Raw genomic sequence first — 26,780 nt, forward strand, 5'->3', positions numbered from 1 at the left:
CCGTTCGACCCCGAGACCCACCTGGGTGCGGCGGTGAACTTCGACCTGATGGCCTGCGCAGCCGGGCGCCACAGCGCGTCGCGTAGTCCGCGCCCGAGGGGGCGGGCGACGTGCTGCCAGACCCACACGGCCGGGTCGGCGAAGAGGAAGCGCAAGACCGCACCGAGGAAGCGGAAGACGGCCCTTGAGATGTATCCGGCGACGCGCCACGCGTGGCCGAGAGCGTCCGCGATCTCCCTCGCGACGACGGCGATGCCCCGCCCGACAGGGGTGAGGACCCATCGGTACACGAAGCCGCAAGGCGCAACCACGAGGTAGCGCCACAACCACGCCAGCCCCGCACCGACACCCCGCACACACGCCACCACGCCGTGCCCCAACGGCGTGAGCACGTAGCGGTACCCGAAGCCGCATGGCACCACCACCAGGTACCGCCACAACCACGCCAGTCCCACACCGACACCCCGCACACACGCCACCACGCCGTGCCCCAACGGCGTGAGCACGTAGCGGTGGAGAGCGGCGGCGGGCAGGACGATCAGCACGTCCACCAGCCGGAGAATCGCCGCCCGGACTGCTCTGCCCGGCACGACCAGCGCGTACCGTCCCAGCCACTTGAGCCCTGTGCCCAAGCCCCGCAGCACGGCCAGCAGGCCGTGCCCGAGCGGCGCGAGCAGCCGGCTGTAGGTCCAGGTGGCCGGGGCGAGGACGAGGGTGCGTCCGAGCCAGACCAGTGCCGCGCCGACGCCCTTCGCCGCTGCGGAGAGCGCGCGGCCGACGGGCGCGAGGAGATACCGCCACAGCGCGAGCCACGGCCAGACGAGAAGCGCGAAGAGCACCGGTGCGAGGACCGTTCGCCACAGCCAGCTCATGGCACGTGCGAACGGCACCCAGACGACGCGCTTCAGCAGTCTTCCGCAGACGGTCAGGGCGTCCCAGACCATCCGTACGGGCAAGATCAGCAGCAACGTCACGATCCGTACGGGCACTCGCACCGCGATCGCGAGACGGCCCTCGACGGGCGCTTCGGCGCCGCCCGCAGGGCTGAGTCCGGCGCCGTGCGCAAAGTCGTCCTCGGCGTGCTTCTCCAGCGATACCGCTGCTCGGTCAGGGCTCACATCACCAAGGACGCCCCATCAGGGCTTCCGGTTCACCCCGCACAGAGGTAAAGCCAACTGCCGTACCTCGTCGGCTACTTGACGACCGAGAGCGGCAGCAGCTTCTGCCCCGTCGGCCCGATCTGGATCTCCGTATCCATCTGAGGACAGACGCCACAGTCGAAGCAGGGGTCCCAGCGGCAGTCCTCGACCTCCCTCTCGTCGAGAGAGTCCTGCCAGTCCTCCCACAGCCAGTCCTTGTCGAGACCGGAGTCCAGGTGGTCCCAGGGCAGGACCTCCTCGTAGGTGCGCTCCCGCGTGGTGTACCAGTCCACGTCGACGCCGAATTCGGGAAGGGCCTTCTCGGCGGAGTCCATCCACAGCCGGTAGCTGAAGTACTCACGCCAGCCGTCGAACCGGCCGCCGCGCTCGTAGACCTCGCGGATCACCGCACCCACGCGGCGGTCCCCCCGGGAGAGCAGGCCCTCGACGATGCCGGGCTTGCCGTCGTGGTACCGGAAGCCGATGGAGCGGCCGTACTTCTTGTCGCCGCGGATCTTCTCGCGCAGCTTCGTCAGCCGCGCGTCCGTCTCCTCGGCGGACAGCTGCGGCGCCCACTGGAAGGGGGTGTGCGGCTTGGGTACGAACCCGCCGATGGAGACGGTGCAGCGGATGTCGTTGGACTTGGCGACCTCGCGGCCCTTCGCGATGACGTTGACCGCCATGTCGCCGATCTGCAGCACGTCCTCGTCGGTCTCGGTGGGCAGTCCGCACATGAAGTAGAGCTTCACCTGCCGCCAGCCGTTGCCGTAGGCGGTGGCGACGGTGCGGATCAGGTCCTCCTCCGAGACCATCTTGTTGATGACCTTGCGGATGCGCTCGCTCCCGCCCTCAGGCGCGAAGGTCAGGCCGGAGCGACGCCCGTTGCGGGTCAGCTCGTTGGCGAGGTCGATGTTGAAGGCGTCCACACGGGTCGACGGCAGGGACAGGCCGATCTTGTCTTCCTCGTAGCGGTCGGCCAGCCCCTTGGCCACGTCCCCGATCTCGCTGTGGTCCGCCGAGGACAGCGAGAGCAGACCGACCTCCTCGAAGCCGGTGCTCTTCAGACCCTTCTCGACCATGTCGCCGATGCCGGTGATGGACCGCTCACGCACGGGCCGCGTGATCATGCCGGCCTGGCAGAAGCGGCAGCCACGCGTGCAGCCGCGGAAGATCTCCACCGACATGCGCTCGTGGACGGTCTCGGCCAGCGGCACCAACGGCTGCTTGGGGTACGGCCATTCGTCGAGGTCCATCACGGTGCGCTTCGAGACGCGCCACGGGACTCCGGCGCGGTTCGGCACGACGCGGGAGATCCGTCCGTCCGGCAGGTACTCCACGTCGTAGAACTTGGGGACGTAGACCTCGCCCGTCTTCGCCAGCCGCAGCAGCAGTTCGTCCCGGCCGCCCGGACGGCCTTCGTCCTTCCAGGCCCGGATGATCTCGCTGGCCTCCAGCACGGCCTGTTCGCCGTCGCCGACGACGGCGCAGTCGAGGAAGTCGGCGACGGGCTCCGGGTTGAAGGCCGCGTGGCCGCCCGCCATGACGATGGGGTGCTCGTCGCCGCGGTCGGCGGACTCCAGCGGGATGCCGGCGAGGTCGAGCGCCGTGAGCAGGTTGGTGTAGCCGAGTTCGGTCGAGAAGGAGACGCCGAGCACGTCGAATTCGCCGACGGGGCGGTGCGCGTCGACCGTGAACTGCGGGACGTCGTTCTCCCGCATCAGCTTCTCCAGGTCCGGCCAGACGCTGTACGTGCGCTCCGCGAGGACGCCCTCACGCTCGTTGAGGACCTCGTAGAGGATCATGACACCCTGGTTGGGCAGCCCCACCTCGTACGCGTCCGGGTACATCAGCGCCCAGCGGACATCGCAGGAGTCCCAGTCCTTGACGGTGGAGTTGAGCTCCCCGCCGACGTACTGGATGGGCTTCTGGACGTGCGGGAGGAGGGCCTCCAGGCGCGGGAAGACCGACTCGACTGGCATGGGGGTGTCCTCGGATCGGGGTGCTGTCGTACGGCAGGTGACCATTCAGCGTAACGCGGGCGCGGATGCGCTCCGAACGCCCGCCGTGAGCCGGCCGCCGTCGCCCCGCCCCGGCTAGGCCGAGACGGGACGCTGCACTCTGATCGACTGCAACAGCCCCAACGCGATCCACACCGCGAACATGGACGTGCCGCCGTAGGACACGAACGGCAGTGGCAGGCCCGCCACCGGCATGATGCCGAGCGTCATCCCGATGTTCTCGAAGGACTGGAAGGCGAACCACGCGATCACACCTGCGGCCACGATCGTGCTGTACAGCTCGGTGGACTCACGCGCGATGCGGCAGGCGCGCCAGATCACCACGCCCAGCAGCAGGATGATCAACGCGCCGCCCAGGAAGCCCAGTTCCTCGCCGGCGACGGTGAAGACGAAGTCGGTCTGCTGCTCGGGGACGAACTGCCCAGTGGTCTGCGAGCCCTTGAAGAGCCCCTTGCCTGCCAGGCCGCCCGAACCGATCGCGATCCGCGCCTGGTTGGTGTTGTAGCCGACCCCGGCCGGGTCCAGCGCGGGGTTGGCGAAGGCGGCGAAGCGGTTGATCTGGTACTGGTCGAGCAGTCCGAGCGCCCAGACCAGCACGGCACCGCTCGCACCCGCGACGCACAGCCCGACGACCCACCGGTTGGAGGCACCGGAGGCCAGCAGAACGCCGAGGACGATTATCACCATGACCATCACGGAGCCGAGGTCCGGCATCAGCATGATGACCACGATCGGCAGTGCCGCCATGCCCAGTGCCTGTAGCACGGTGCGGTGGTCGGGATGCTCCCTGTCACCCGCGTCGACCTTGGCGGCCAGCAGCATCGCCATGCCGAGGATCACCGTCATCTTGATGAACTCGGCGGGCTGGAGCGAGAATCCGCCGCCCAGGTGCAGCCAGGCACGCTGACCGTTGATGGTCGCGCCCAGCGGTGTGAGCACCAGGAGACCCAGCAGCACCGAGGCGCCGTACAGGAACGGCACCGCCCCGCGCAGCCTGCGGTGCCCGATCCACACCGTGACGCCCATCAGAAGCAGCCCCACGAGGAGGCTCGTCACGTGCCGGGTCAGGAAGTAGTACGGGTCGCCCTGGTTGAGGTCGGTGCGGTTGCGGGTGGCGGACCACACGAGCAGCGAACCGACGACGGACAGGCCCATCCCGGCCAGCACCATCACCCAGTCCAGCCGCCACACCGCCGAATCGCGCGCGGTGAGCCTGCCCCACGCCGAACGCTTCTGCGGCCCGTAACCGCTGAGGGAGTAGGAGTGCGTGCTCATCCGGTCGCTCCGGCGTTGGGCGCGCCGGCGGACGCACGCTTCGCCCGCTTCTTGAAGTCCTCGTCCTGACGGGCCTCGATGTTGCCGTGGCCGTCGACCCTCGGAAGGTCCTTCTCCGGGTTCTGCAGGAGCGCGCTGTTCTTGTCGAGGTCGCCCTTGGAGTCGACGCCGTAGATCGCGTTGTAGATGTTGCGCACGGCCGGACCTGAGGCTCCGGAGCCCGTACCACCCTGGGAGATCGTCATGACGACCGTGTAGTCCTTGGTGTAGGTCGTGAACCACGAGGTGGTCTGCTTGCCCGCGACCTCGGCCGTACCCGTCTTGGCGTGCATCTTGATCTTGTCCTGCGGCCAGCCGGCGTCACCGAACCGCCAGGCTGCCGTGCCGCGTTCGGCCACACCGGCGAGCGCCCTGTCCATCTTCTTCAAGGTCTTCTTGTCGACCGGAAGCTTGCCGTGCGGCTTGGGCTTGATCTCCTTCATGGCCTTGCCGTCGGGGCTTATTGTCGCCTTGCCCAGGGTGGGGTCGAGCAGCGTGCCGCCGTTGGCGATCGCGGAGTAGATCGTCGCCATCTGGATGGGCGTGACGAGCGTGTCGCCCTGTCCGATGGAGTAGTTGACGCTGTCACCGGCACGCATCTTCATGCCGGAGACGCAGTTCTCCTTGGCGATCTTGTCGGCGTAGGACTTGGGGTCCTTGGCCTGCTTGCACCAGGCGTCCTTGTTCGCCTCCCAGTAGTCCTTCTTCCACTGGCGGTCCGGCACGCGGCCGGTGACCTCGTTCGGAAGGTCCACTCCGGTCTCGTCACCGAGGCCGAACGCGTGGGCGGTCTTGTAGAACCAGTCCTTGGCCTTCTTCTTCGGCTTGTTGCCGCCGTCCTTCAGCCACTGCTTGTAGGCGAGGTCGTAGAAGACCGTGTCGCAGGAGACCTCCAGCGCACGGCCGAGGTCGATGGTGCCGTGGCTCTCCGACTCGTAGTTCTTGAAGGTCTGTCCGCCGACGTTGTACGAGGACGAGCAGTTGTAGTTGCCGCCGAAGTCGTTGCCCGCCCGCACGGAGGCCGCGGTCGAGATCACCTTGAAGACGGAACCCGGTGCCGAGAGGCCCTGGATGGAGCGGTTGAGCAGCGGGTAGTTCGACTTCTTGCCCGTGAGCTGCTTGTACTGCTTGCCGGAGATGCCGCCGACCCAGGAGTTGGGGTCGTACTCGGGGTTGGACGCCATGGCCACGACCCGGCCGGTCTTGTTCTCCATGACGACGGCCGCGCCCGCGTCGGCCTTGTAGTTCCGGTTGGTGTTGTCGTCGTGCTCCTTGCGGGCGTTCTTCATCGCCGTGAGCAGTTCCCGCTCGGTGACGGCCTGCACGCGCGAATCGATGCTCGTGACGAGGCTCGAACCGGGCTTGGCCTTGTCGCTCTTGGCCCGCCCCATGACCCGGCCGAGGTTGTCCACCTCGTAGCGGGTCACGCCCGAACTTCCGCGCAGCATGCTGTCGTAGGTGCGCTCCAGGCCGGAGCGGCCGATCTCGTCGGAGGAGAGGAAGGGCGAGTCGGTGTTCTTGGCCTTCTCGATCTCCTCGTCGGTGACCGGCGAGAGGTATCCGAGCACCTGCGAGGTGTTGGCTCCGTAGGGCGCCGGGTAGCGGCGTACGGCCGTGGGCTCGGCGGTGATGCCGGGGAAGTCCTCGGCGCGTTCACGGATCTGCAGCGCCTGCTGGGTGGTTGCCTCGTCGGTGACCGGGATGGGCTGGTAGGGCGAGCCGTTCCAGCACGGCTGCGGCGTCTTCGCGTCACACAGCCGGACCTTCTCCTGAACGGTCTTGGGGCTCATGTCCAGGATCGCGGCGAGCCGGGTGAGCACGGCCTTGCCGCTGTCGTCCATCTTCATCAGCTCGGTGCGGGAGGCGGAGACGACCAGGCGCGTCTCGTTGTCGGCGATGGGCACGCCGCGCGCGTCGAGGATGGCACCGCGGGTGGCGGGCTGGACGACCTGCTGCACGTGGTTGCCGGCGGCTTCCTTCTGGTACTCCTCGCCGTTGCGCACCTGGAGATACCACAGGCGTCCGCCGAGGGTGAGCAGGAGCGACATCACGAGGATCTGGATGGCGACGAGCCGGATGTTCACGCGGTGGCTGCGTCCGGTCTCCGGAAGGTTGCTCACAGGCGCTTGACCCCCTTGATCTTCCCTGTCTTGCCCTTCCGTCCCGGCCGGTCCAGCAGGCTGCCCCGCTGGATACCCATCCGGATGGCTTTCCCGTTACGGGCGTTGCGCACCGTGCCGCCGCGCCCCTTGCCGAAGATGCCGTTGCCGACTCCACCCACTTGAAGGCCCGTACCCGAACTGAGCCATCCGTAGGCGCCTTTGTCACCCCGGCCCATACTTCCGACGCCGGACGCGTCGGAAGTGATCGGAGCGCGCTCCGTGCGGCGTGCCAGCCACATGATCATGGGGACGACGAAGGGCGCCAGCAACAGGTCGTAGACGGTGGCGGTCGCAAGCAGCGGAAGCAGGCCGACCTGGCCGGCCGCGGTGTCGCCGACGAGGGTGCCCACACCCGCGTACAGCAGCGTGGAACCGACCGCGGCGCTGGCGACCACGAGCATCGGCACCGTCGCCGACCGGTGCTGTGCGTTGTCAGGCTTGGTCAGCCCGGCGACGTACCCGATCAGGCAGAGGACGAGCGCGTAGCGCCCCACGGCGTGTTCCGCGGGCGGTGCGAGGTCGGCGAGGAGCCCGCCGAGGAAGCCGGTGAGAGCGCCCGCGGTGTGTCCGTAGACCATCGCGAGCGCCAGCACGACGAGCAGCAGCAGATCGGGGACCGCGCCCGGCAGTTGGAGCCTGGCGAGCACGCTCACCTGCACGATGAGCGCACCGACGACGAGGACGGCCGAGAGCAGGATCCGGTTGAGGTGCATCGGTCAGCTCCTGGGTGCCGAAGCGCTGGGGCTCGGCGTCTTGGTGACGGTCACCGTGGGGGCGGGCTTGGGCGGCTTCTTGGACTTCAGCACCTCGTCCCGAGGGTCCTTGCGCGGCGGCTGGACGACCACTCCGACGATGTCGAGCTTGCTGAAGCCGACGAAGGGCCGCACGCTGACGCTCCGGGTGAGGTCGCCGCCGGTCCTGTCGACCTTGGTGACGGTGCCCACCGGGACGCCCGGCACGAAAGGCTTGTTGTTCCGGGAGCCGAAAGTCACTATCCGGTCGCCCTTCTTCACATCGGACTTGCCGTTGAGAAGCTGGACGGTCATCGCGTCGCCGCCGCGGCCCGTGGCGAAGCCGAGCTCGCTGCTCTTCTCCATGCGTGTCCCCACGGAGAAGTCGGGGTCGTTGGCGAGCAGCACGGTCGCCGTGGAGGAGCCGACCGTCGTGACGCGGCCGACGAGTCCGTCGCCGTTGATGACGGTCATGTCGCGCGCGAGGCCGTCCTTGGTCCCGGCGTCGATGGTGACCGTCCAGGAGAAGCCCTGCGCGGCTCCGATGCCGATGACCTGGGCGCCCTTGAGCCCGTACCCTCCGGCTCCGGCGGTCTTCAGCAGCCTGTCGAGCTCCTTGGAGCGGGCGCGGTGACGGTCGTCGGAGCCCAACTCCTGGCGCAGACGGGCGTTCTCCGCCTCCAGACGGCTTATGCGGTTGTGCCGCACCCCGGAGTCACGGACGGCGGCGATGGAGTTCCCCACGGGGTCGACGGCCGCCGACACCCCGTTCTCCACAGGCCCGAAGGCGGACGCGGCGACCTGCCGCGCGCTGTCCATCGGGGACTGCTCGCCCTTCCTGATGTCCACCGTGATCAGTGCGAACGCGATGGCGATCAGAAGGACGAGCAGGAGCCGGCTCTCTCGGGTGTCCCTCACGTGCGACGGCCGTGCCTTTCCTCAGTCGGTCGGACCGTTCATGCTCCGGAGCGGAGCAAGTGCCCTACTCCGGAACAGGCGACGACCCGCCGTGCGGACCGGTGGTCGTTCTTGCGGCGGGCCCGCACGGCAGATCGTTCGTTCAGCTCATCGCCTCGGCTGTGAGTCGAGGACCTGCTGAAGCGCTTCGAACTCCTCCACGCACTTTCCGGAGCCCAGGGCCACGGAATCCAGCGGGTCCTCCGCGATGTGGATCGGCATGCCCGTCTCGCTGCGGAGCCGCTCGTCGAGACCGCGCAGCAGTGCACCACCGCCGGTGAGCACGATGCCGCGGTCCATGACGTCTCCGGACAGCTCCGGCGGGCACTTGTCGAGGGTGGTCTTCACCGCGTCGACGATCGCGTTGACCGGCTCCTCCATGGCCCTGCGGACCTCGGCGGCCGAGATGACGACCGTCTTGGGGAGGCCGCTGACCAGGTCACGGCCGCGGATCTCCGTGTGCTCGTCCTTCTCAAGGGCGTGCGCGGAACCGATCGTGATCTTGATGCTCTCGGCGGTGCGCTCGCCGAGCAGGAGGCTGTACTCCTTCTTGATGTGCTGGATGATCGCGTTGTCCAACTCGTCGCCCGCGACCCGGATCGACTGGGCCGTGACGATGCCGCCGAGCGAGATCACGGCGACCTCGGTGGTGCCGCCGCCGATGTCGACCACCATGTTGCCGGTGGCCTCATGCACGGGGAGCCCGGAACCGATCGCGGCGGCCATCGGCTCCTCGATGATGTGCACCTGACGGGCGCCCGCCTGCGTGGACGCCTCGATCACGGCGCGGCGCTCGACCCCCGTGATGCCGGAGGGAACACAGATGACCACGCGGGGACGGGCGAGATAACGCCTCTTGTGGATCTTGAGGATGAAGTAGCGGAGCATCCGCTCCGTGATCTCGAAGTCGGCGATGACGCCGTCCTTCAACGGACGCACGGCGACGATGTTGCCGGGCGTGCGGCCGATCATCTTCTTCGCCTCGGCACCGACGGCGAGAATTCCGCCGGTGTTGGTGTTGATGGCGACGACCGACGGCTCGTTGAGGACGATCCCGCGACCCCTGACGTACACCAGCGTGTTGGCGGTCCCGAGGTCGACAGCCATATCACGGCCGATGAACGACATGTTGTTCGCCATAGGATGCGTCTGGCCTTCCAACTGGAGCGATGTGTGTGGGAGGACGGCAGGAGAGGGTGTCCGCGATAACACTGTGGAGACGCGAGGTTCCATCGTAGACGCGGTCACTCGAACACGTAGCAAGGGTGTCCCGCCATTGTCGGCGCAACAGCCGTCGTCCCTGTAATCAGTGACGTCGTGTCGGGGTGATGCGTTCCCCCGAACCCTCCCGCATATGCCGAAGGGCGACCGAAAAATGTCGGTCGCCCCAGGTCATCAGGGCCCTGGCGACTGATGCTGCGTCAGCAGGAGGCTAGCTGAAGTCGGGGAAGAAAATCTTCAACTCGCGCTCTGCGGACTCTTCGGAGTCCGAAGCGTGAATCAGATTTTCCCGCACAATCGTGCCGAAGTCCCCCCGAATGGAGCCCGGTGCTGCGGCAATCGGGTCGGTCGGTCCCGCCAGTGCACGCACTCCCTCGATGACGCGCTCGCCTTCGACGACCAGTACGACCGAGGGCCCCGACTCCATGAATTCCACGAGCGGCGCATAGAACGGCTTGCCGACGTGCTCGGCATAGTGCTGTTCCAGCGTGGACCGGTCCAGAGTGCGCAACTCCAACGCCTTGACCGCCCAATCGGCCTTGCTCTCGATACGGCCGAGGATCTCACCGATCAGACCGCGGCGAACGGCGTCGGGCTTGAACAGGACGAGAGTGCGCTGGCTCATGGTCGGGGCTCCCTTGAAAAGCGGTAAGGCATACGTGCGGTACAGGGGATTGCGGGTGAGCAGAGGCTACACGGACGGCGAAGATCACCGTCACGCAGTGTCAGGCTCGGTCGTGGGATGGGCACGTGCGGCCTTCGCCTCGTCCACCTTCCGTCCGAAATGGACGGAGGCCCACCACAGCGCGGCGAAGCAGGCACCGAGGAAGAACATGGCGGGCACGACGAAACCCGATGCGACAAGGGCCAGTTGCAGTGCCCAGCCCAGGTGCACGCCACCCGTACGTGTCAGCGCGCCGCACAGGAGCAGGCACAGGACCATCGCGGCACCGCACACCGCCCAGACCGTGCCCGCGGGAAGGTCGCTCGTTCGCATGGCGACGAGGCCGGCGAAGCCGATGACGAAGAACTCGCCCAGCAGCGTGCTCGCACAGAGCGTGCGCATCAGCGCTCCCTCCCCAGCAGCAGCCTCGCCTCACCCGCGGTGATGACCGATCCGGTGACCAGAACGCCCGCTCCCGCGTACTCGCCCTCCCCCTCGGCGAGGGTGATGGCCTCCTCCAGGGCGCTGTCGAGCCGGGGCTCCACCTGGACGCGGTCCTCGCCGAAGACCTCGACTGCGATGGCGGCCACGGCGTCGACGTCCATGGCGCGGTGCGTGGAGTTACGGGTGACCACGACCTCCGCGAAGATCGGCTCGAAGGCTTCGAGGACGCCGCGTACGTCCTTGTCGCTGCTGGGGCCGACCACGCCCACGAGGTGGCTGAATGTGAACGCTTCGCCGACCGCCTCCGCCGCGGCCCGGGCACCCGCCGGGTTGTGCGCGGCGTCGAGAAGGACCGTGGGGCTCGTGCGCACCAGCTCCAGACGGCCCGGCGAGGAGACCGAGGCGAACGCCTGCCGGACGATCTCGGCGTCGAGCGTGCGCCCCTTGCCCTCCTCGGCGCCGATGCCGAAGAAGGCCTCGACCGCGGCCAGTGCCACGGCCGCGTTGTGCGCCATGTGGGCACCGTGCATGGGCAGGAAGAGCTCCGGATACTCGCCGCCCAGCCCGCGCAGCGTGATCTGCTGCCCGCCGACGGCGACCTCCCGCGAGACCACGCCGAACTCGAGGCCCTCACGCGCCACCGTGGCGTCCACCTCGACGGCGCGCTTCAGCACCACGGACGCGGCCTCGACCGGCTGCTGGGCGAGCACGACCGTCGCGCCCTGCTTGACGATCCCGGACTTCTCCCCCGCGATCTTCTCCGGGGTGTCGCCGAGACGCGCTACGTGGTCGAGGGAGATGGGGGTGATGACGGAGACGCCGGCGTCGATGACGTTGGTGGCGTCCCAGGTGCCGCCCATGCCGACCTCGACAACGGCGACGTCCACAGGTGCGTCGGCGAAGGCCGCGTAGGCCATGCCGGTCAGCACCTCGAAGAAGGACAGGCGGTACGACTGCTGGGTGTCGACCATGTCGACGAACGGCTTCACGTCCTCGTAGGTCTCGATGAAGCGCTCGGCGGAGAGCGGGGCGCCGTCCACGCTGATCCGCTCGGTGATCGACTGGACGTGCGGAGAGGTGTAGCGGCCCGTACGCAGGTCGAAGGCGCTCAGCAGGGCCTCGATCATCCGCGCGGTGCTGGTCTTGCCGTTCGTACCGGTGATGTGGATGGACGGGTACGTGCGCTGCGGCTCGCCCAGGACGTCCATCAGCGCAGCGATGCGCTGCACGGAGGGGTCGAGCTTGGTCTCGGGCCAGCGGGTGGCCAGTTCGGCCTCGACCTCGCGCAGGGCGCGGTCCGTCTCCGGGTCCTCCGGGCGTCCGGGGACCACGTCGGCCTCCGGTGGACCCGCCTGCGCGCGGAGGGTGCGGCTGCCCGCCTCGATGACGGCGAGATCGGGGTCGCGGTCGGTCTCCGCTCCGATGATCTCCTCGAACTCGGACGACTCGTCGGGGGTCTCCGGGTCGTGGTCGTCGCCGGGGCCGTTCTCGGGGGGCTGGGGCTGGTCACTCACGCGACCAGTCTACGTACGGCCGGACAGCGTCCTGACCGCGGCCGGCGCCGCCCTCACCCGGCGAGAACCGGAGGGACGACACCCGCGGCAGCATGCTCGGGAGCGTGCCGGGACGGCGCATGGGGTGGCCGCCCGGGGCGACGCCTCAACGGCGCCGCCCCGGGCCTCAGGCGTTCAGGACGCCGGGAGCTGCTCCAGCTGGCGCTGGATGCGGGCGATGTCCGCCTCGGCTGTCGTGCGCCGGTCACGGATCTTCTCGACCACGTGGTCGGGGGCCTTCGCCAGGAAGCCGTCGTTCTCCAGCTTCGCCGTGGTCTGGCGCAGCTCCTTCTCCGCGGCGCCCAGGTCCTTCGTCAGGCGCTTGCGTTCCGCTTCGACGTCGATGACGCCGGAGAGGTCCAGCTCGACGACGGCGCCCGCCACCGGCAGCGAGGCGGTGGCGTGGAAGTTCTCGCCCTCGGCCTGGAGCCGCAGGAGCTGCCGGATCGCCGCCTCGTGGGCGCCCAACTGCGTGCCCTCCAGGGCCAGTCGGGCCGGGACCCGCTGCCCCGGCTGGAGGCCCTGGTCTGCGCGGAACCGGCGGACCTCGGTGACCGCCTGCTGAAGCGTGCCGATCTCCCGCTCCGCCTCGGCGTCACGGAACCCGGAGTCGAGAGGCCAGGGCGCGACGACGACGGACTCGCCGCCCGTCAGCGTCGTCCACAGGGACTCCGTGACGAACGGGACCACCGGGTGCAGCAGGCGCAGCGTGACGTCGAGCACCTCACCGAGGACGCGGCGGGAGACCTCGGCGGGCCGGCCGCCTGCGGCGAACGTGGTCTTGGACAGCTCGACGTACCAGTCGAAGACCTCGTCCCACGCGAAGTGGTAGAGCGCGTCGGAGAGTTTGGCGAACTGGTAGTCGTCGTAGTAGCCGTCGGCCTCGGCGACGACGGAGTTGAGCCGGGAGAGGATCCAGCGGTCGGTGGCCGCCATCTCGGAGGCGTCGGGCAACGGGCCTTCGACCGTGGCGCCGTTCATCAGCGCGAAGCGCGTGGCGTTCCAGATCTTGTTGGCGAAGTTGCGGGACGCCTTGACCCAGTCCTCGCCGATCGGCACGTCCGTACCGGGGTTGGCGCCGTTGGCCAGGGTGAAGCGGAGCGCGTCGGAGCCGTACTCCTCCATCCAGTCCAGCGGGTCGACGACGTTGCCGAAGGACTTCGACATCTTCTTGCCGTGCGCGTCGCGCACCAGCCCGGTCAGGGCGATGGTGTGGAACGGGGCCACCCCGTCCATCGCGTAGAGGCCGAACATCATCATCCGGGCGACCCAGAAGAAGATGATGTCGTGGCCCGTCAGCAGGACGTCCGTCGGGTAGAACTTCGCCAGATCGTGGGTCTGTTCGGGCCAGCCGAGGGTGGAGAAGGGCCACAGGCCGGAGGAGAACCAGGTGTCCAGGACGTCGGGATCCTGCGTCCAGCCCTCACCGGACGGGGGCTCCTCGTCCGGCCCGAGGCACAGGACCTCGCCGTCCGGCCCGTACCAGACGGGGATGCGGTGGCCCCACCACAGCTGGCGCGAGATGCACCAGTCGTGCATGTTGTCGACCCAGTCGAAGTACCGCGCGGACATGTCGGCGGGGTGGATCTTCACGCGTCCGTCGCGCACGGCGTCGCCTGCGGCCTGCGCCAGCGGGCCGACCTTGACCCACCACTGCATCGACAGCCGCGGCTCGATGGTGGTCTTGCAGCGGGAGCAGTGCCCGACGCTGTGCGTGTACGGGCGCTTCTCGGCCGTGATGCGGCCCTGTTCGCGCAGTGCGCCCACGATCGAGGAGCGCGCCTCGAAGCGGTCGAGGCCTTCGAACGGGCCGTGAGCGGTGATCACACCGCGCTCGTCCATGACGGTCACCGCGGGGAGGTCGTGCCGCTGCCCGATGGCGAAGTCGTTCGGGTCGTGCGCGGGGGTGACCTTGACGGCGCCGGAGCCGAACTCCGGGTCCACGTGCTCGTCCGCGACGACCGGGATGGTGCGGTCCGTGAGCGGCAGCTTGATCTGCTTGCCGACCAGGTGCCTGTACCGCTCGTCGTCGGGGTGCACGGCGACGGCCGTGTCGCCGAGCATCGTCTCCGCACGGGTGGTCGCGACGACCAGGGAGTCGTCTCCTTCGCCGTAGCGGATGGAGACCAACTCGCCGTCGTCCTCCTGGTATTCGACCTCGATGTCGGAGATGGCGGTCAGGCAGCGCGGGCACCAGTTGATGATCCGCTCGGCGCGGTAGATCAGCCCGTCGTCGTGCATCTTCTTGAAGACGGTCTGGACGGCGCGGGAGAGGCCCTCGTCCATCGTGAAGCGCTCACGCGTCCAGTCGACGCCGTCGCCGAGCCGGCGCATCTGGCCGAGGATCTTGCCGCCGTACTCCTCCTTCCACTGCCAGACGCGCTCGACGAAGGCCTCACGGCCCAAGTCCTGGCGGGACTTGCCCTCTTCGGCGAGCTGCTGCTCGACCTTGTTCTGCGTGGCGATGCCCGCGTGGTCCATGCCCGGCAGCCACAGCGACTCGTAGCCCTGCATGCGCTTACGGCGCGTGAGGGCGTCCATCAGCGTGTGCTGGAAGGCGTGGCCGAGGTGAAGCGACCCGGTGACGTTCGGTGGCGGGATGACGATCGTGTACGGCTGCTTGTCGCTCTTGGAGTCCGCCTCGAAGTAACCGCGCGCTACCCAGCGCTCATACAGCTCCCCTTCCACCTCGGCCGGCGCGTACTGCGTCGGCAGATCTGCTGGGGCTGCTGCGTTCGGCCCGTGGGATTCCGGGCGCTGCTGAGGGTTCTCGGTCACGACGGCAGTGTAAGGGCGTCAATGTCGCAGTCTCGAATCGGTTTGGGGTCCGGTGCAGCCGCCGTCAGTGGCGTCCGCCAGGATGTATGGAGCGCGTAAGCGTCTGCGCGGCCGATGGCCGCCGCGACGCAAATCAACGGAGGGGAAGCGCCGTCATGAGTTTCAACCAGCCCGGCCCGTACGGACAGCAGCCGCAACAGCCCGGACCCTACGGACAGCAGCCGCAAGGCCCGAACCCGTACGCCCAGGGCGGTGCACCGGCGCAGCCCGGCTACGGCTACCCGCAGCAGCCCGGGCAGCCCGCGCCCTACGGCCAGCCGGGCCCGTACGGTCAGCCGGGGATGCCGGGCCAGCCCGGAATGCCGATGCCCCCGCAGAGCGGCGGCAACACCGGCAAGACGATCGCCATCGTCGTGGGCGCGCTCGTGGTCGTCGGCGCCGTCATCGGCGGCTACTTCCTCATCGCCCCCGGGGGTGGCGGTTCGGTCGCGAGCGACGGCAAGAAGTACAAGCTGACGGCGCCGCAGACGGTCGCGAGCGAGTACCAGAAGAACACCGAGCCCGGCACCACCACCGACGACCTGACCCCGTCGGAGATCTCCGAGTTCGAGAATGCGGGCGTCGACAACCCCGAGGGTGAACACGGCTCGTACAAGGCCGGCACCGGCACCGCTGTGAAGCAGCTCAATTTCCAGGGCGTGTGGGGGAATGTGGACAACCCGGAGGCGACGGTGGACGCCGCCTTCGCGAAGATGGCCGAGGACTCCGAGAAGGACACGGAGAGTTCGGGCAACAAGGCCGAACTCGTCGGCAGCCCGGAGAAGGTCGAGCCCGCCGGCCTCGGGGACGACGCGGTGATGAAGTGCCAGGTGATCAAGGTCTCGCTCGGAAGCGCTGCTGCTTCCGGTGGGCCGTCGCAGCTGGAGGCACCGCTGTGCATGTGGGGGGATCACAGCACTGTCGCGATGGTGTCGGCTCAGGATTCGGCCGCCGTGCTGACCGGTAAGAGCATGACGATCGATCAGACCGCGGAGCTTTCCACGAAGCTGCGCGACGACGCACGAGTCGAGATCAAGTAACCGAGCAGATCAACGAGTCCGCAGGGCAGGCGGAACGGGCGTCCGGCAACACCGTGCCGGGCGCCCTTCGTCCGAAGAAGGAGACCCCCACGATGAGTGACAACCAGGCCGGCACGTACGGACAGGCGGGAACGCCCGGCGCGGCGGTGCCGCCCACACAGGACGGCGGCAGCGGCGGCAGCCGCAGGACCGTCGCCGTCGTCGTCGGCGCGCTCGTGGTCGTGGGTGCCGTCATAGCCGGCTTCCTTCTCTTCGGCCCGGGCAGCGAGAGCAAGTACAAGCTGACGACGCCCCGGACGGTCGCCGGCGAGTACCAGCGGGACGGAAAGGGCCAGAAGGGCAACGGAAAGGCCTTCGACGACAAGAAGGTCCCGGGCATGCAGACGAACGCGGACGTGAGCGCCGAGTACAAGGCCGGCCCGACGAAGAAGCTGCAACTCGGCGGTGCCTACGGCACGGTCGAGAACCCGGAGAAGGCCGTCGACTGGGTCTTCGAGCAGACCGGCAAGTCCCTGAAGACCGAGACCGGTGCCAAGAAGAAGGGCGCGCTCAAGGCGTTCAAGCCCTCCGGCTTCGACGGCGACGTGCTCAAGTGCCAGGAGTACAAGATCTCCAGCATGAGTCTGGCGATGTGCAGTTGGGCAGACGGCAGCACCGTCGGGACCGTCTCGTCCATGATCCTCACGAAGGACGGCACATCGACGGAGCCGGTCGAGCTGAAGAAGACGGCCGAGGTGGCCGCGAAGGCACGCAAGGACGCGCTGGTCGAGACCGACTGATCCCGACGCGGTCGCTGACGGAACAGCGAGGAGGGGGTGCCGGCACGATGCCGGCACCCCCTCCTTCGTACAACTCCCGCTGACGCGGCTGCTGTTACGCGCTCTTCTCGTGCCGCTCCTGGTCGCTGTTGCGGGACCGCGGCACCAGTGTCGGGTTCACATTCGACTGGACGACGTCCTCGGTGATCACGACGCGCTCCACGTCCTTGCGTGACGGCACCTCGTACATCACCGACTGCAGGACCTCTTCCATGATGGCGCGCAGACCGCGCGCCCGTCCCCCGGAGGATCGCCTGGTCGGCGATGGCCTCCAGCGCGGGACGGTCGAAGTCCAGCTCCACGCCGTCGAGTTCGAACAGGCGCTGGTACTGCTTGACGAGCGCGTTGCGCGGCTCGATCAGGATCTGCAGCAGCGCCTCACGGTCGAGGTTGTGGACGCTGGTCATGACCGGGAGGCGGCCGATGAACTCCGGGATCATCCCGAACTTCACCAAGTCCTCCGGCATGACGTCCTCGAACTGGTTGCTGTCCTGGATCTCGCGCTTGGAGCGGATGGTCGCACCGAAGCCGATGCCCTTCGCTCCCGCACGGGACTCGATGATCTTCTCCAGCCCGGCGAACGCACCGCCCACGATGAACAGCACGTTCGTGGTGTCGATCTGGATGAACTCCTGGTGCGGGTGCTTGCGTCCGCCCTGCGGCGGCACCGAAGCGGTCGTGCCCTCGAGGATCTTCAGCAGGGCCTGCTGGACGCCCTCACCGGAGACGTCACGCGTGATCGACGGGTTCTCGCTCTTGCGGGCGACCTTGTCGATCTCGTCGATGTAAATGATCCCGGTCTCGGCCTTCTTGACGTCGTAGTCGGCGGCCTGGATCAGCTTGAGCAGGATGTTCTCGACGTCCTCGCCGACGTAACCCGCCTCGGTCAGCGCCGTGGCGTCGGCGATGGCGAAGGGGACGTTGAGCATGCGGGCGAGAGTCTGGGCGAGCAGCGTCTTGCCGGAGCCGGTGGGGCCGAGCAGCAGGATGTTGGACTTGGCCAACTCGATGCCGTCGTCCCGGCCCTGGGCGCCGCCGTTCTCACCGGCCTGGACCCGCTTGTAGTGGTTGTAGACCGCTACCGACAGGGCCTTCTTGGCGGCCTCCTGGCCGACCACGTAACCCTCGAGGAATTCGGAGATCTCGCGGGGCTTGGGAAGCTCGTCCCAGCGCACCTCCGAGGACTCGGCGAGCTCTTCCTCGATGATCTCGTTGCACAGGTCGATGCACTCGTCGCAGATGTAGACGCCTGGGCCTGCGATCAGCTTCTTCACCTGCTTCTGGCTCTTTCCGCAGAACGAGCACTTGAGCAGATCGCCGCCATCACCGATGCGTGCCACGAGGTGCTTCCCCTTCGCCTGGGACCGGCCCCTCAACGATGAGGAACCGATGTACGTGCTCTGACGACGGTACCTTGCCGAGCCGCCGAATTGGGCCCCCCTTGGGCGGACTCGGTAAGGAGGCCCAAGGGGGAACGTGACATGCGTCGGGGTCAGACACCCATCCCGACCGACGACTTGCGGGTCGAGACGATCTGGTCGATCAGCCCGTACTCGAGCGACTCCTCAGCGGTGAGGATCTTGTCGCGCTCGATGTCGTCGCGGATCTTCTCGATCTCCTTGGTGGAGTGCTTGGCGAGCATCTCCTCGAGCTGCACACGCATCCGCTGGATCTCGTTCGCCGCGATCTCCAGGTCGGACACCTGGCCCCGGCCCGTCTCGCTGTAGGGCTGGTGGATCAGGATGCGGGCGTTGGGCAGCGCCATCCGCTTGCCGGGGGTGCCGGCCGCGAGCAGCACGGCGGCGGCGGAGGCCGCCTGGCCCATGCAGACCGTCTGGATGTCCGGCTTCACGAACTGCATCGTGTCGTAGATGGCGGTGAGCGCCGTGAAGGAGCCGCCGGGCGAGTTGATGTAGAGGGAGATGTCCCTGTCCGGGTCCATCGACTCCAGGCACAGCAGCTGCGCCATGATGTCGTTGGCCGAGGCGTCGTCGATCTGGACGCCGAGGAAGATCACCCGCTCTTCGAAGAGCTTCGCGTACGGGTCGTACTCGCGGACGCCCTGCGAGGTGCGCTCGACGAAGCGGGGAACGATGTAGCGGGACTCGGGGCTGGGGCCCGTGTACCGGCCCTCTGCGCCGAGGAGGCCGCTGGAGCCGGGGAATCCGGGAAGATTGGTCATCGGAGCCTTCTCCTGGTGATGGGCTGGGTGCGGTCGGGGCTGCTGAGCCTGCGGTCGTACGGGGCGACTCACGCGCCCGTACCGCCGCCGCCCGGAAGCTGGGCCGCCCTGCCGTACACCTCGTCGATCAAGCCGTATTCCTTGGCCTCTTCGGCCGAGAACCAGCGGTCGCGGTCGGCGTCACGGGTCCACTGCTCCACGGTCTGGCCCGTGTGCTGTGCCGAGAGGTCCGCCATCTTCTTCTTCGTGCGGAGCAGCTGCTCGGCGTGGATCTTGATGTCCGAGGCGGAGCCCGCCAGACCGGCCGAGGGCTGGTGGATCAGGATGTCGGCGTTCGGCAGCGCGAAGCGCTTGCCCGGCGTGCCCGCGCTCAGCAGGAACTGCCCCATCGAGGCGGCGAGGCCCATGGCGATGGTGACCACGTCGTTCTTGATGTACTGCATGGTGTCGTAGATCGCCATGCCTGCCTGGATCGATCCACCCGGGCTGTTGATGTAGAGAAAGATGTCCTTGTCGGGGTCGGCGGCAAGGAGCAGCAACTGAGCGGTGATCTGGTTGGCGATCTCGTCGTCGACGGGCTGGCCGAGGAAGATGATCCGCTCGTTGAGCAGCCGGTTGTAGACCTGGTCGCCGAGGCCACCACCAAGGTGCTCAGCGGCGGCGGAAGGCATCGGAAGCGTCACGTGTCCACCTGCTCGTGTCCGGACGGTCGCGCAAGGCGTGCCGTCACTGGGGTCTTCGTGTACTTGGGACCCTAACGCGCGGCACCGGCGGCGCCATCCCGCAGCTGGAGCTGTTCGCTGTGAGCGCAGGTCCGTGGGCCTGTTCGCACGCGAGGGGCCACCCCGCAACGGATGCGGAGTGGCCCCTCGTGCGTGCTGCGGAATCCGCAGGAGGCGGTGTCGCGCGAGGCGCCCGGGAGGGTCAGCCCTCGGACTTCTCCTGGTCCTTCCCGGAGGCCTCACCGGACGCCTGTGCGGGGGTCTCCTCCGCCTGCTCCGTGGCCGTCTCGGCGTCCACGGTCTCGGCGGTCTCGTCCTCGTCGTCGAGGTCGACGGTCTCGCCGTTGGTGTCCTTGACGGTGACGGCCTCGACGACGGCCGCCAGGGCCTTGCCGCGGGCGACCTCGCCGACGAGCATCGGCACCTGGCCGCCCTCGACGACGGCCTGGGCGAACTGGTCCGGGCTCATGCCGGAGGACTGCGCACGGCGCATCAGGTGCTCCGTCAGCTCTTCCTGGCTGACGTTGAGCTTCTCGGAGCTGACCAGGTCGTCGAGGACGAACTGGGTGCGAATGCCCTTCTCCGCCTGCTCCTTGAGCTCGGCGTCGAAGTCCTCCTCGGACTTGTCCTGCATCTGCAGGTACGTCGCGAGGTCCAGGCCCATCTGCCCGAGCTGGTGGTTGATCAGGTTGTGCTTGCGGGTGTTGACCTCTTCTTCGAGCAGCTTGTCCGGGACGGGGACGTCGACCAGGGCCAGGAGGGCGTCGAGCACCTTCTCCTGCGCCTCGGTGGCCTGCTCGTACTTCTTCTGCTGGCCGAGGCGCTTGCGGCTGTCCTCGCGGAGCTCCTCGAGGGTGTCGAACTCGCTCGCCATCTGCGCGAAGTCGTCGTCCAGGGACGGCAGTTCACGGGCGGAGACGGTCTCCACCTTCACCGAGACCTCGGCCTCCTGGCCGGCGGCGGAGCCACCCTTGAGCTCGGAGGTGAAGGTGGTGGTGGCGCCGGCCTCGAGGCCCGTGACGGCGTCGTCGATGCCGTCGAGCAGCTCGCCGGAGCCGATGGTGTAGTCGACGCCCTGGGCGACGCCGTCCTCCAGGACCTCGCCGTCGACCTTGGCTTCGAGGTCGACCTTGACGACGTCGCCCTCGGCGGCGGCGCGCTCGACGACCGTGGTGGAGGCGAAGCGCTCACGCAGCTGCTCCACGGCCTTGTCCACGTCCTCGTCGGAGACCTCTGCGGCCTCGACCTCGACCTCGATGCCGGTGTAGTCCGGGATCTCGATCTCGGGACGGATGTCGACCTCGGCGGTGAACGCCAGGAGCTCGTTGTCCTTGAGGTCGGTGATGTCGACCTCGGGCTGGCCGAGGGGGTTCAGCTCACCTTCCTCGACGGCGGACTGGTACAGCTTCGGCAGCGCGTCGTTGACGGCCTCCTCAAGCACCGCACCACGACCGAACCGCTGGTCGATCACCCGGGCAGGGATCTTGCCCTTGCGGAAACCGGGGACGGTGACCTGCTGGTTGATCTTCTTGTACGCCGCGTCGAGGCTGTCCTTGAGCTCCTCGAAGGGCACCTCGACTGTGAGCCGAACCCGGGTGGGGTTCAGGGTCTCCACGGCGCTCTTCACGGTCGGTCTCCTTGGGGCTGACTGCTGGGGAATTCACACTCTTCTGGGGCGCCCCGTACAGGACTCGGGATCCGGGAACGAAACAGGCGCGCGCGCCTTGCATAGTACGTGGTCGGGGTGGCCGGATTCGAACCGACGACCTTCCGCTCCCAAAGCGGACGCGCTACCAAGCTGCGCCACACCCCGTCGGTGCGACACGTACAGTACATGCACTACGATGCAGTCCGTGCCGCTCCGACGGCGTCCCGGCCCCTGCCGGGCGGTCAGCGGATTCACGCGGATTCACGTCGTCAGACGTAAGGGAGCCGAGGGGTTCCCTGCGAATGAGGCGGCACCTTGCGGGCGTAGCTCAATGGTAGAGCCCTGGTCTTCCAAACCAGCTACGCGGGTTCGATTCCCGTCGCCCGCTCCACACGACGCCGGAGGGCCCGGTTCCCCGCGGGGAACCGGGCCCTCCGGCGTCTGACGTGCGCGGCTCGGAAGCGCCGCTTCAGAAGTTGATCTGGTTGACCATGTCCGCAACCGAGTTCATGAACCGGTTGATCGACGGCGCCATGCCCGTCGAGGCCAGGAAGAAGCCGAAGAGCACCGCCACGACGGCGGGCCCGGCCTTCATCGACCCACCCCTGATCATCACCACCAGGATGACTGCCAAGAGCAGCACCACAGACAGTGAAATGGCCACAACTGATCACACCCTCGCGGTCGGAACGCTTCACCCGGCCAAGGGCCCTTCATCACCACCGCCCCCGCCTTGGACCATCGTGCCACCAAGTCGCGCGCGCGTGGAGCTGAGTGACGAACCATCGGCCCGTCCGCCACGGGGCTCCCCTGCCCGTTCGTTGCCGTTCTCCCCCGTGCGTACACGACCTACACGCGCTCGGCACACCATCACACATCCACATCTGAGATCGGGATCGCATTACGGACGGTAATTCGGGACGCGTCACGCCGGGCAATGCGGTGCGCTGGGATAATGCAACATGTGCAAAGAAGTGCCCTCTCCTGCAACTCCGCAGTGTGAATTAGCCGTTCTTCACATGGTCTTGTGGACTGTCATGCGGCCCGGCTTGTGGACTCGCTCACAGCGGGTGTCGGGAGAAGCGCCCTGCCGACACCGAACAAGCCCCGTACCGTCATGGTCGAGTACTTCGACATAGTGGACATGTCGGGGCGAAACACCCCGGTGTTGTGGGGGTTCGGGGGGAAAGTGCCCCCGACCAGGGGTGTCGAAATCTCTTCCGGGTAGGCGTGTTGGAATCCCAACAAGAATTTACGACTCATAGGTTTGAGCACTAAGGTGCGGCAGATGTTGCACGCTGGTTATGAGCGGGCACCGCTCCCCCCGGTCCGCCAGGAGTCCCCCTCCGCGACGCCTGACGCGTCCGCGGAGCCGCCGGCCAAGGTCAAGAAGCAGCCAGCCGAGCAGCGGGACCCCTTTCTCGACAATGCCAAGTACCTCACGATCGTGCTCGTCGCCATCGGGCACGTGTGGGATCCCCTGCGCGACGACAGCCGTATGGCCGGGGCGCTCTACTTCGTGCTCTACGCCTTCCACATGCCGGCGTTCATCATCGTCTCCGGCTACCTCTCGCGCAGCTTCGAGGGCAAGCCCCGCCAGATCAAGCGACTGATCACCGGGGTCCTCGTCCCGTATGTCGTCTTCCAGACGGTCTATACCTTCTTCATGCGGTGGGCGAGCGACAACCCCGACCGCGAATTCCACTTCCAGGAGCCGGGCTTCGCCCTCTGGTTCCTCGTGGCCCTCTTCCTGTGGCGGCTGACGACGCCGATCTGGAAGAGCATGCGGTGGCCGGTGCCGGTCGCGCTGGCGATCGCCATCGCCGCGGGTGTCACCCCGAGCATCAACAGCGACCTCAACCTGATGAGGGTCGCGGCCTTCCTGCCGTACTTCGTCCTGGGGCTCCAACTGCGGCCCGAGCACTTCCAGATCGTCACGCGGCGCAGGTTCCGGATGCTGGCGCTGCCGGCGTTCGCCGGTGCGCTGCTGGTCGCCTACTGGGCGGTGCCGAGGATGTCCAAGGGCTGGTTCCTGCACGACAAGGCCTCACAGGAGCTGGGCGCCCCGGCCTGGGTCGGCGGTGTGATGACGCTCGCCGTCTTCGGCTGCGGCCTGGTGCTGACGGCCGCGTTCCTGGCCCTGGTGCCGCGCCGCAACATGTGGTTCACCGCCCTGGGCGCCGGAACGCTCTACGCGTACCTGCTGCACGTCTACCCGATCAAGATCTCGCGTGAGTTCGAGTGGTACGACATGGAGTGGGTGGACCACCCCGTGAGCCGCGTCGCCATCACGCTGCTGGCGGCGGCGATGATGACGGTCCTGTGCACCTCGCCGATCCGGAAGGCCTTCCGGATCGTCATGGAGCCGAAGATGGAGTGGTTCTTCAGGCGGGACGCGGGCGCACAGGCCCGGGCACGCGAGAAGGGCTCCGCTCTCACACCGGGACAGAAGCCGGCCGCTCCGGCCGCTCAGGAGCCCGCCACCGCCTCGTCCCAGGCGTCGCACAAGCCCGAGTACGCCTCGTCCGGCGGGCGGGGCCGGCACTCGAGGTAGGCGCAGAGGCGGACCAGGGGCGCCGCAGACATCCGGCCCGGGCAGGTGCTACCTGCCCGGGCCGTCTCGCGTCCGGACGCGGAGGTCTCGTGTCCGCATGCGGGGTGGGCCGGTCCCGGGCCCGTACGCGCAGGGGCTTGCGAGCGGGTGCCGGGGCTCCGAGGAGGGGAGGCTCGGGCTCGCGGCCCTACGGGACCTCGGAGCGTGCCGGGTGGCTCCTCGACCGGCTGTGCTCAGCCGCGGCAGAGGAGAAGCAGGGCCCGGTCGTCGTTCACGTCACGGGCCACCGTCTCGATGAGGTGCCAGGCGGAGCCCTGGAAGCCGGAGGCGACGTGGCGGTCGGCCTCGCCCGTCAACCTGTCGAGTCCGTCGGAGAGGTCCCGTTCGGATGTCTCCACGAGGCCGTCGGTGAAGAGCATCAGCACGTCGCCGTTGTGCAGCGTTCCCTTGACGGGGTCGAACTGGGCGCCCTGGTAGACGCCCAGCAGCGGGCCGTCGCCCGCCTTCTCCTCCCACTTGCCCGTGCCCGCGCCCCGCTGCAGGGCGGGGACGTGGCCGGCGGAGAAGAGCTCGTAGTCGCCGCTGTCCAGGTCCAGGACGAGGTGGACGGAGGTGGCGAAGCCCTCGTCCCAGTCCTGGCGCAGCAGGTAAGCGTTGGCGGCGGGCAGGAAGGCGTGCGGGGGCAGCGACCCCAGAAGGCCGCCGAAGGCGCCGGAGAGCAGCAGTGCGCGGGAGCCGGCGTCCATGCCCTTGCCCGACACGTCCGTCAGCACCACCTCGAGGGTGCGTTCGCCCGGGCCCGTACGTGCGGCGACGACGAAGTCGCCGGAGAAGGACTGGCCGCCCGCCGGCCGAAGGGCCATCTCGCGGTGCCAACCACGAGGCAGCTTGGGCAACTTGCTCTGCACGCGAATGCGCTCGCGGAGGTCGAAGAGCATGGTGCCGCCACGCCGCCAGGGCACTCCGACCCGGCTGCGGAACTGCGCGATGAGAAGGCCGGACAACCCGGCCGTGGCGACGACCAGGATGGTGCCGGGTGTGACTCTTCCCGCTCCGTCCTGGTACGGGCCGAGCATCGCCGACTCCACGATGAGGGCCACGGCCGCGGAGGCGTACAGCGCCAGGAGGCTCGCGGGCCGCAGCAGCAGTCCGCCCGCTATGAGCGGCATCACCAGCGCCTCAGGGGCGCACCACATCGGCATCAGGACGGTGAAGGTCGTCAGTGCCGGAACGGTGAGCAGAAGCGCGCTGAGGGCGAACCAGTCCGAGACCCCGCCACGGAAGTAGTCCACGGCGGAGCGACGCAGCCTTGTGCGGGCCCGGTGCAGCGCTCTGCGCGCCTTGTGCAACCGGGCCTTGGGGGGTCTCAGGCTCGGACGACGTACCGCCATGCCGATGGACCTTAGCGACCCTTTGACCAGTGCGTCGATTCCGTTCACGACGTGCACGAACAGCGGCCCGTGCATACGCACGTGCACGGACGGTCAGCGACACGCAAATACGTTCGCCGTTTGCCAAAAGCCCTGCTAGAGATGCCGCATGACCACAGAGCTGCGGGTGCTGAGTCAGCCCGATTGGGACCGCTGGTTCGACGGAATTCTCCGTGCTTTCGGGGAAGTTGAGCCCGGCGAACGTGAGCTGTACCGGGGCCTGACCGAGCTCGAGCGGTCGATCGCCGCCTGGGACGGCGAGCAGATCGTCGGCTCCGCGAGCACGCTCTCGTTCCGGATGACGGTCCCGGGCGGTGCCGCGGTTCCCTCGGCCGCCCTGTCGATGGTCCACGTGTCGGCCACGCACCGGCGGCGGGGGATCCTCCGCGCCATGATGCGCCGGCAGCTGGAGGACGTACGGGCCGCCGGCAACGAGCCGTTGGCGATCCTCACAGCTTCCGAACCGCACATCTACGGCCGGTTCGGCTACGGCATGGCGACCCGTCAGCTCGACGCCGACATCGACACCACGCACGTCACCCTCCGGGTCCCACCCGCCTCGGACGGGATACGGCTGCGGACGGCCGCCGACGCCGACTCCGTGCGTGACGAGTGCGAATCCGTCTACGCACGCCGGGTCACCGCCCGCCCCGGAATGCTCCTACGCGCCCCCGGCTGGGAGCGCTACCCGCTGCTGGACGTGCCCGAGGACCGGGACGGCGCCACAGCGCTCGCGTGTGTGCTGGCGGAAGACGAGAGCGGCGAGGTGCGCGGCTACGCCCGGTACGCGGTCAAGAGCGACTGGGACGATCACCACGTCGCCCGTGGCAGCGTGCTGCTGCGGGACCTGGAGGCGCTCGACACGGCTTCGTACGGCGCTCTGTGGCGCTATCTCTTCGGCATCGACCTGATGCCGGTGCTGAAGGTCCGCGGCCGCCCTGTGGACGACCCCTGGCTCCACATGATCGGGGACAACGTGCGCCGGTGCAGGCCTCATTGGCGGGACTCGTTGTTTCTGCGGCCGGTCGATGTCGGGGCGGCTCTCGAGGCCCGTACGTACTCCTCGCCCATCGACGTGGTCCTCGAGGTCGAGGACGGCTTCTGCCCGTGGAACGCGGGGCGTTGGCGGCTGTCGGGGGACGCCAGGGGCGCGACGTGCGAGCGCACGCAGGACGCCGCCGATCTGGCGCTGTCCGTACGGGAGTTGGGCGCGGCCTATCTCGGTGGCACGACGCTGCGGGTGCTGTCGCAGGCGGGCCGGGTGGACGAGCTGAGGGAGGGGTCGCTGAGCGCCGCGTCGGGTGCCTCGAGTGCCTCCTGGGGGTCCATCACGTCCAGATCCACCAGATGTGCCCCTGCCGGTTCG

General features: G+C 68.2%; 20 protein-coding genes, 2 tRNA genes and 1 pseudogene. 5 read left to right on the forward strand and 18 right to left on the reverse strand.

The window, feature by feature from the left end:
• The 11 genes from H5J26_RS11965 to H5J26_RS12015 all read right to left on the reverse strand — a co-directional run.
• Nucleotides 1-1,118, reverse strand: a 1,118-nt coding sequence (locus H5J26_RS11965; RefSeq protein ID WP_181765785.1) for a hypothetical protein, incomplete at its 3' end; no start/stop codon positions are given.
• Nucleotides 1,119-1,192: 74 nt separating this feature from the next.
• Nucleotides 1,193-3,118, reverse strand: coding sequence for a TIGR03960 family B12-binding radical SAM protein (locus tag H5J26_RS11970; protein ID WP_181765786.1), 1,926 nt, complete (start codon nt 3,116-3,118; stop codon nt 1,193-1,195).
• A 114-nt stretch (nt 3,119-3,232) separates the two neighbouring features.
• A complete protein-coding gene (rodA, locus tag H5J26_RS11975; protein WP_181765787.1) occupies nt 3,233-4,432 on the reverse strand; it encodes a rod shape-determining protein RodA in 1,200 nt (399 codons plus the stop codon).
• Nucleotides 4,429-6,591: a penicillin-binding protein 2 gene (gene mrdA / locus H5J26_RS11980; protein ID WP_181765788.1), complete on the reverse strand. Its 2,163-nt coding sequence runs from the start codon at nt 6,589-6,591 to the stop codon at nt 4,429-4,431. Before mrdA ends, rodA begins: the two co-directional genes overlap by 4 nt.
• Complete coding sequence (gene mreD, locus H5J26_RS11985) at nt 6,588-7,346, reverse strand: rod shape-determining protein MreD (protein ID WP_181765789.1); 759 nt, start codon at nt 7,344-7,346, stop codon at nt 6,588-6,590. Before mreD ends, mrdA begins: the two co-directional genes overlap by 4 nt.
• A gap of 3 nt (nt 7,347-7,349) precedes the next feature.
• The gene (gene mreC / locus H5J26_RS11990; protein ID WP_181765790.1) at nt 7,350-8,282 is read right to left on the reverse strand and encodes a rod shape-determining protein MreC; all 933 of its coding nucleotides are present in this window, start codon (nt 8,280-8,282) and stop codon (nt 7,350-7,352) included.
• A gap of 147 nt (nt 8,283-8,429) precedes the next feature.
• Nucleotides 8,430-9,449 carry a rod shape-determining protein gene (locus tag H5J26_RS11995; RefSeq protein ID WP_181765803.1) on the reverse strand — a complete coding sequence of 340 codons (1,020 nt, stop codon included), beginning with the start codon at nt 9,447-9,449 and terminating at the stop codon, nt 8,430-8,432.
• Between the two features lie 304 nt (nt 9,450-9,753).
• Nucleotides 9,754-10,167 (reverse strand): nucleoside-diphosphate kinase, encoded by a 414-nt coding sequence (gene ndk / locus H5J26_RS12000; RefSeq protein ID WP_181765791.1) that lies wholly within the window; start codon nt 10,165-10,167, stop codon nt 9,754-9,756.
• Between the two features lie 90 nt (nt 10,168-10,257).
• Nucleotides 10,258-10,608 carry a DUF4233 domain-containing protein gene (locus tag H5J26_RS12005; RefSeq protein WP_181765792.1) on the reverse strand — a complete coding sequence of 117 codons (351 nt, stop codon included), beginning with the start codon at nt 10,606-10,608 and terminating at the stop codon, nt 10,258-10,260.
• Entirely contained in the window at nt 10,608-12,164 is a 1,557-nt protein-coding gene (folC, locus tag H5J26_RS12010; RefSeq protein ID WP_181765793.1) for a bifunctional tetrahydrofolate synthase/dihydrofolate synthase, read from the reverse strand. Before folC ends, H5J26_RS12005 begins: the two co-directional genes overlap by 1 nt.
• A 174-nt stretch (nt 12,165-12,338) precedes the next feature.
• Entirely contained in the window at nt 12,339-14,981 is a 2,643-nt protein-coding gene (locus H5J26_RS12015; RefSeq protein WP_181765794.1) for a valine--tRNA ligase, read from the reverse strand.
• Between the two features lie 155 nt (nt 14,982-15,136).
• Between H5J26_RS12015 and H5J26_RS12020 the strand changes: the two genes are divergently transcribed.
• Both H5J26_RS12020 and H5J26_RS12025 read left to right on the forward strand, forming a co-directional pair.
• Complete coding sequence (locus H5J26_RS12020) at nt 15,137-16,060, forward strand: hypothetical protein (RefSeq protein ID WP_181765795.1); 924 nt, start codon at nt 15,137-15,139, stop codon at nt 16,058-16,060.
• A gap of 92 nt (nt 16,061-16,152) precedes the next feature.
• On the forward strand, nt 16,153-16,839 hold the full coding sequence (locus tag H5J26_RS12025; RefSeq protein ID WP_181765796.1) for a hypothetical protein: 687 nt from the start codon (nt 16,153-16,155) through the stop codon (nt 16,837-16,839).
• 94 nt (nt 16,840-16,933) lie between these two features.
• On the opposite strand, the pseudogene clpX reads toward H5J26_RS12025, so the two are convergent.
• The 5 genes and pseudogenes from clpX to H5J26_RS12050 form a co-directional block, all read right to left on the reverse strand.
• A pseudogene (gene clpX / locus H5J26_RS12030) lies at nt 16,934-18,218 on the reverse strand (ATP-dependent Clp protease ATP-binding subunit ClpX).
• 152 nt (nt 18,219-18,370) lie between these two features.
• Nucleotides 18,371-19,060 (reverse strand): ATP-dependent Clp protease proteolytic subunit, encoded by a 690-nt coding sequence (locus tag H5J26_RS12035; protein ID WP_181765797.1) that lies wholly within the window; start codon nt 19,058-19,060, stop codon nt 18,371-18,373.
• Nucleotides 19,061-19,128: 68 nt separating this feature from the next.
• A complete protein-coding gene (locus tag H5J26_RS12040; RefSeq protein ID WP_181765804.1) occupies nt 19,129-19,731 on the reverse strand; it encodes an ATP-dependent Clp protease proteolytic subunit in 603 nt (200 codons plus the stop codon).
• Between the two features lie 253 nt (nt 19,732-19,984).
• Nucleotides 19,985-21,409: a trigger factor gene (gene tig, locus H5J26_RS12045; RefSeq protein ID WP_181765798.1), complete on the reverse strand. Its 1,425-nt coding sequence runs from the start codon at nt 21,407-21,409 to the stop codon at nt 19,985-19,987.
• Between the two features lie 109 nt (nt 21,410-21,518).
• Nucleotides 21,519-21,595 (reverse strand) — tRNA-Pro (locus H5J26_RS12050).
• Nucleotides 21,596-21,747: 152 nt separating this feature from the next.
• On the opposite strand from H5J26_RS12050, the gene H5J26_RS12055 reads away from it, so the two are divergent.
• A tRNA-Gly gene (locus H5J26_RS12055) sits at nt 21,748-21,821 on the forward strand.
• 78 nt (nt 21,822-21,899) lie between these two features.
• On the opposite strand, the gene H5J26_RS12060 is transcribed toward H5J26_RS12055, so the two are convergent.
• Nucleotides 21,900-22,094 carry a hypothetical protein gene (locus tag H5J26_RS12060; RefSeq protein WP_181765799.1) on the reverse strand — a complete coding sequence of 65 codons (195 nt, stop codon included), beginning with the start codon at nt 22,092-22,094 and terminating at the stop codon, nt 21,900-21,902.
• A 624-nt stretch (nt 22,095-22,718) separates the two neighbouring features.
• On the opposite strand from H5J26_RS12060, the gene H5J26_RS12065 reads away from it, so the two are divergent.
• Nucleotides 22,719-23,984 (forward strand): acyltransferase family protein, encoded by a 1,266-nt coding sequence (locus H5J26_RS12065; RefSeq protein WP_181765800.1) that lies wholly within the window; start codon nt 22,719-22,721, stop codon nt 23,982-23,984.
• Nucleotides 23,985-24,217: 233 nt separating this feature from the next.
• Here H5J26_RS12065 and H5J26_RS12070 read toward each other — a convergent pair whose 3' ends face one another.
• A complete protein-coding gene (locus H5J26_RS12070) occupies nt 24,218-25,375 on the reverse strand; it encodes a PP2C family protein-serine/threonine phosphatase (protein WP_181765801.1) in 1,158 nt (385 codons plus the stop codon).
• Nucleotides 25,376-25,523: 148 nt separating this feature from the next.
• Here H5J26_RS12070 and H5J26_RS12075 point away from each other — a divergent pair.
• Nucleotides 25,524-26,780, forward strand: a 1,257-nt coding sequence (locus tag H5J26_RS12075) for a GNAT family N-acetyltransferase (protein ID WP_181765802.1), incomplete at its 3' end; no start/stop codon positions are given.

The sequence above is a fragment of the Streptomyces albidus (ex Kaewkla and Franco 2022) genome, from assembly GCF_013870515.1.
In the GTDB taxonomy this organism is placed as follows: Bacteria; Actinomycetota; Actinomycetes; order Streptomycetales; family Streptomycetaceae; genus Streptomyces; species Streptomyces albidus.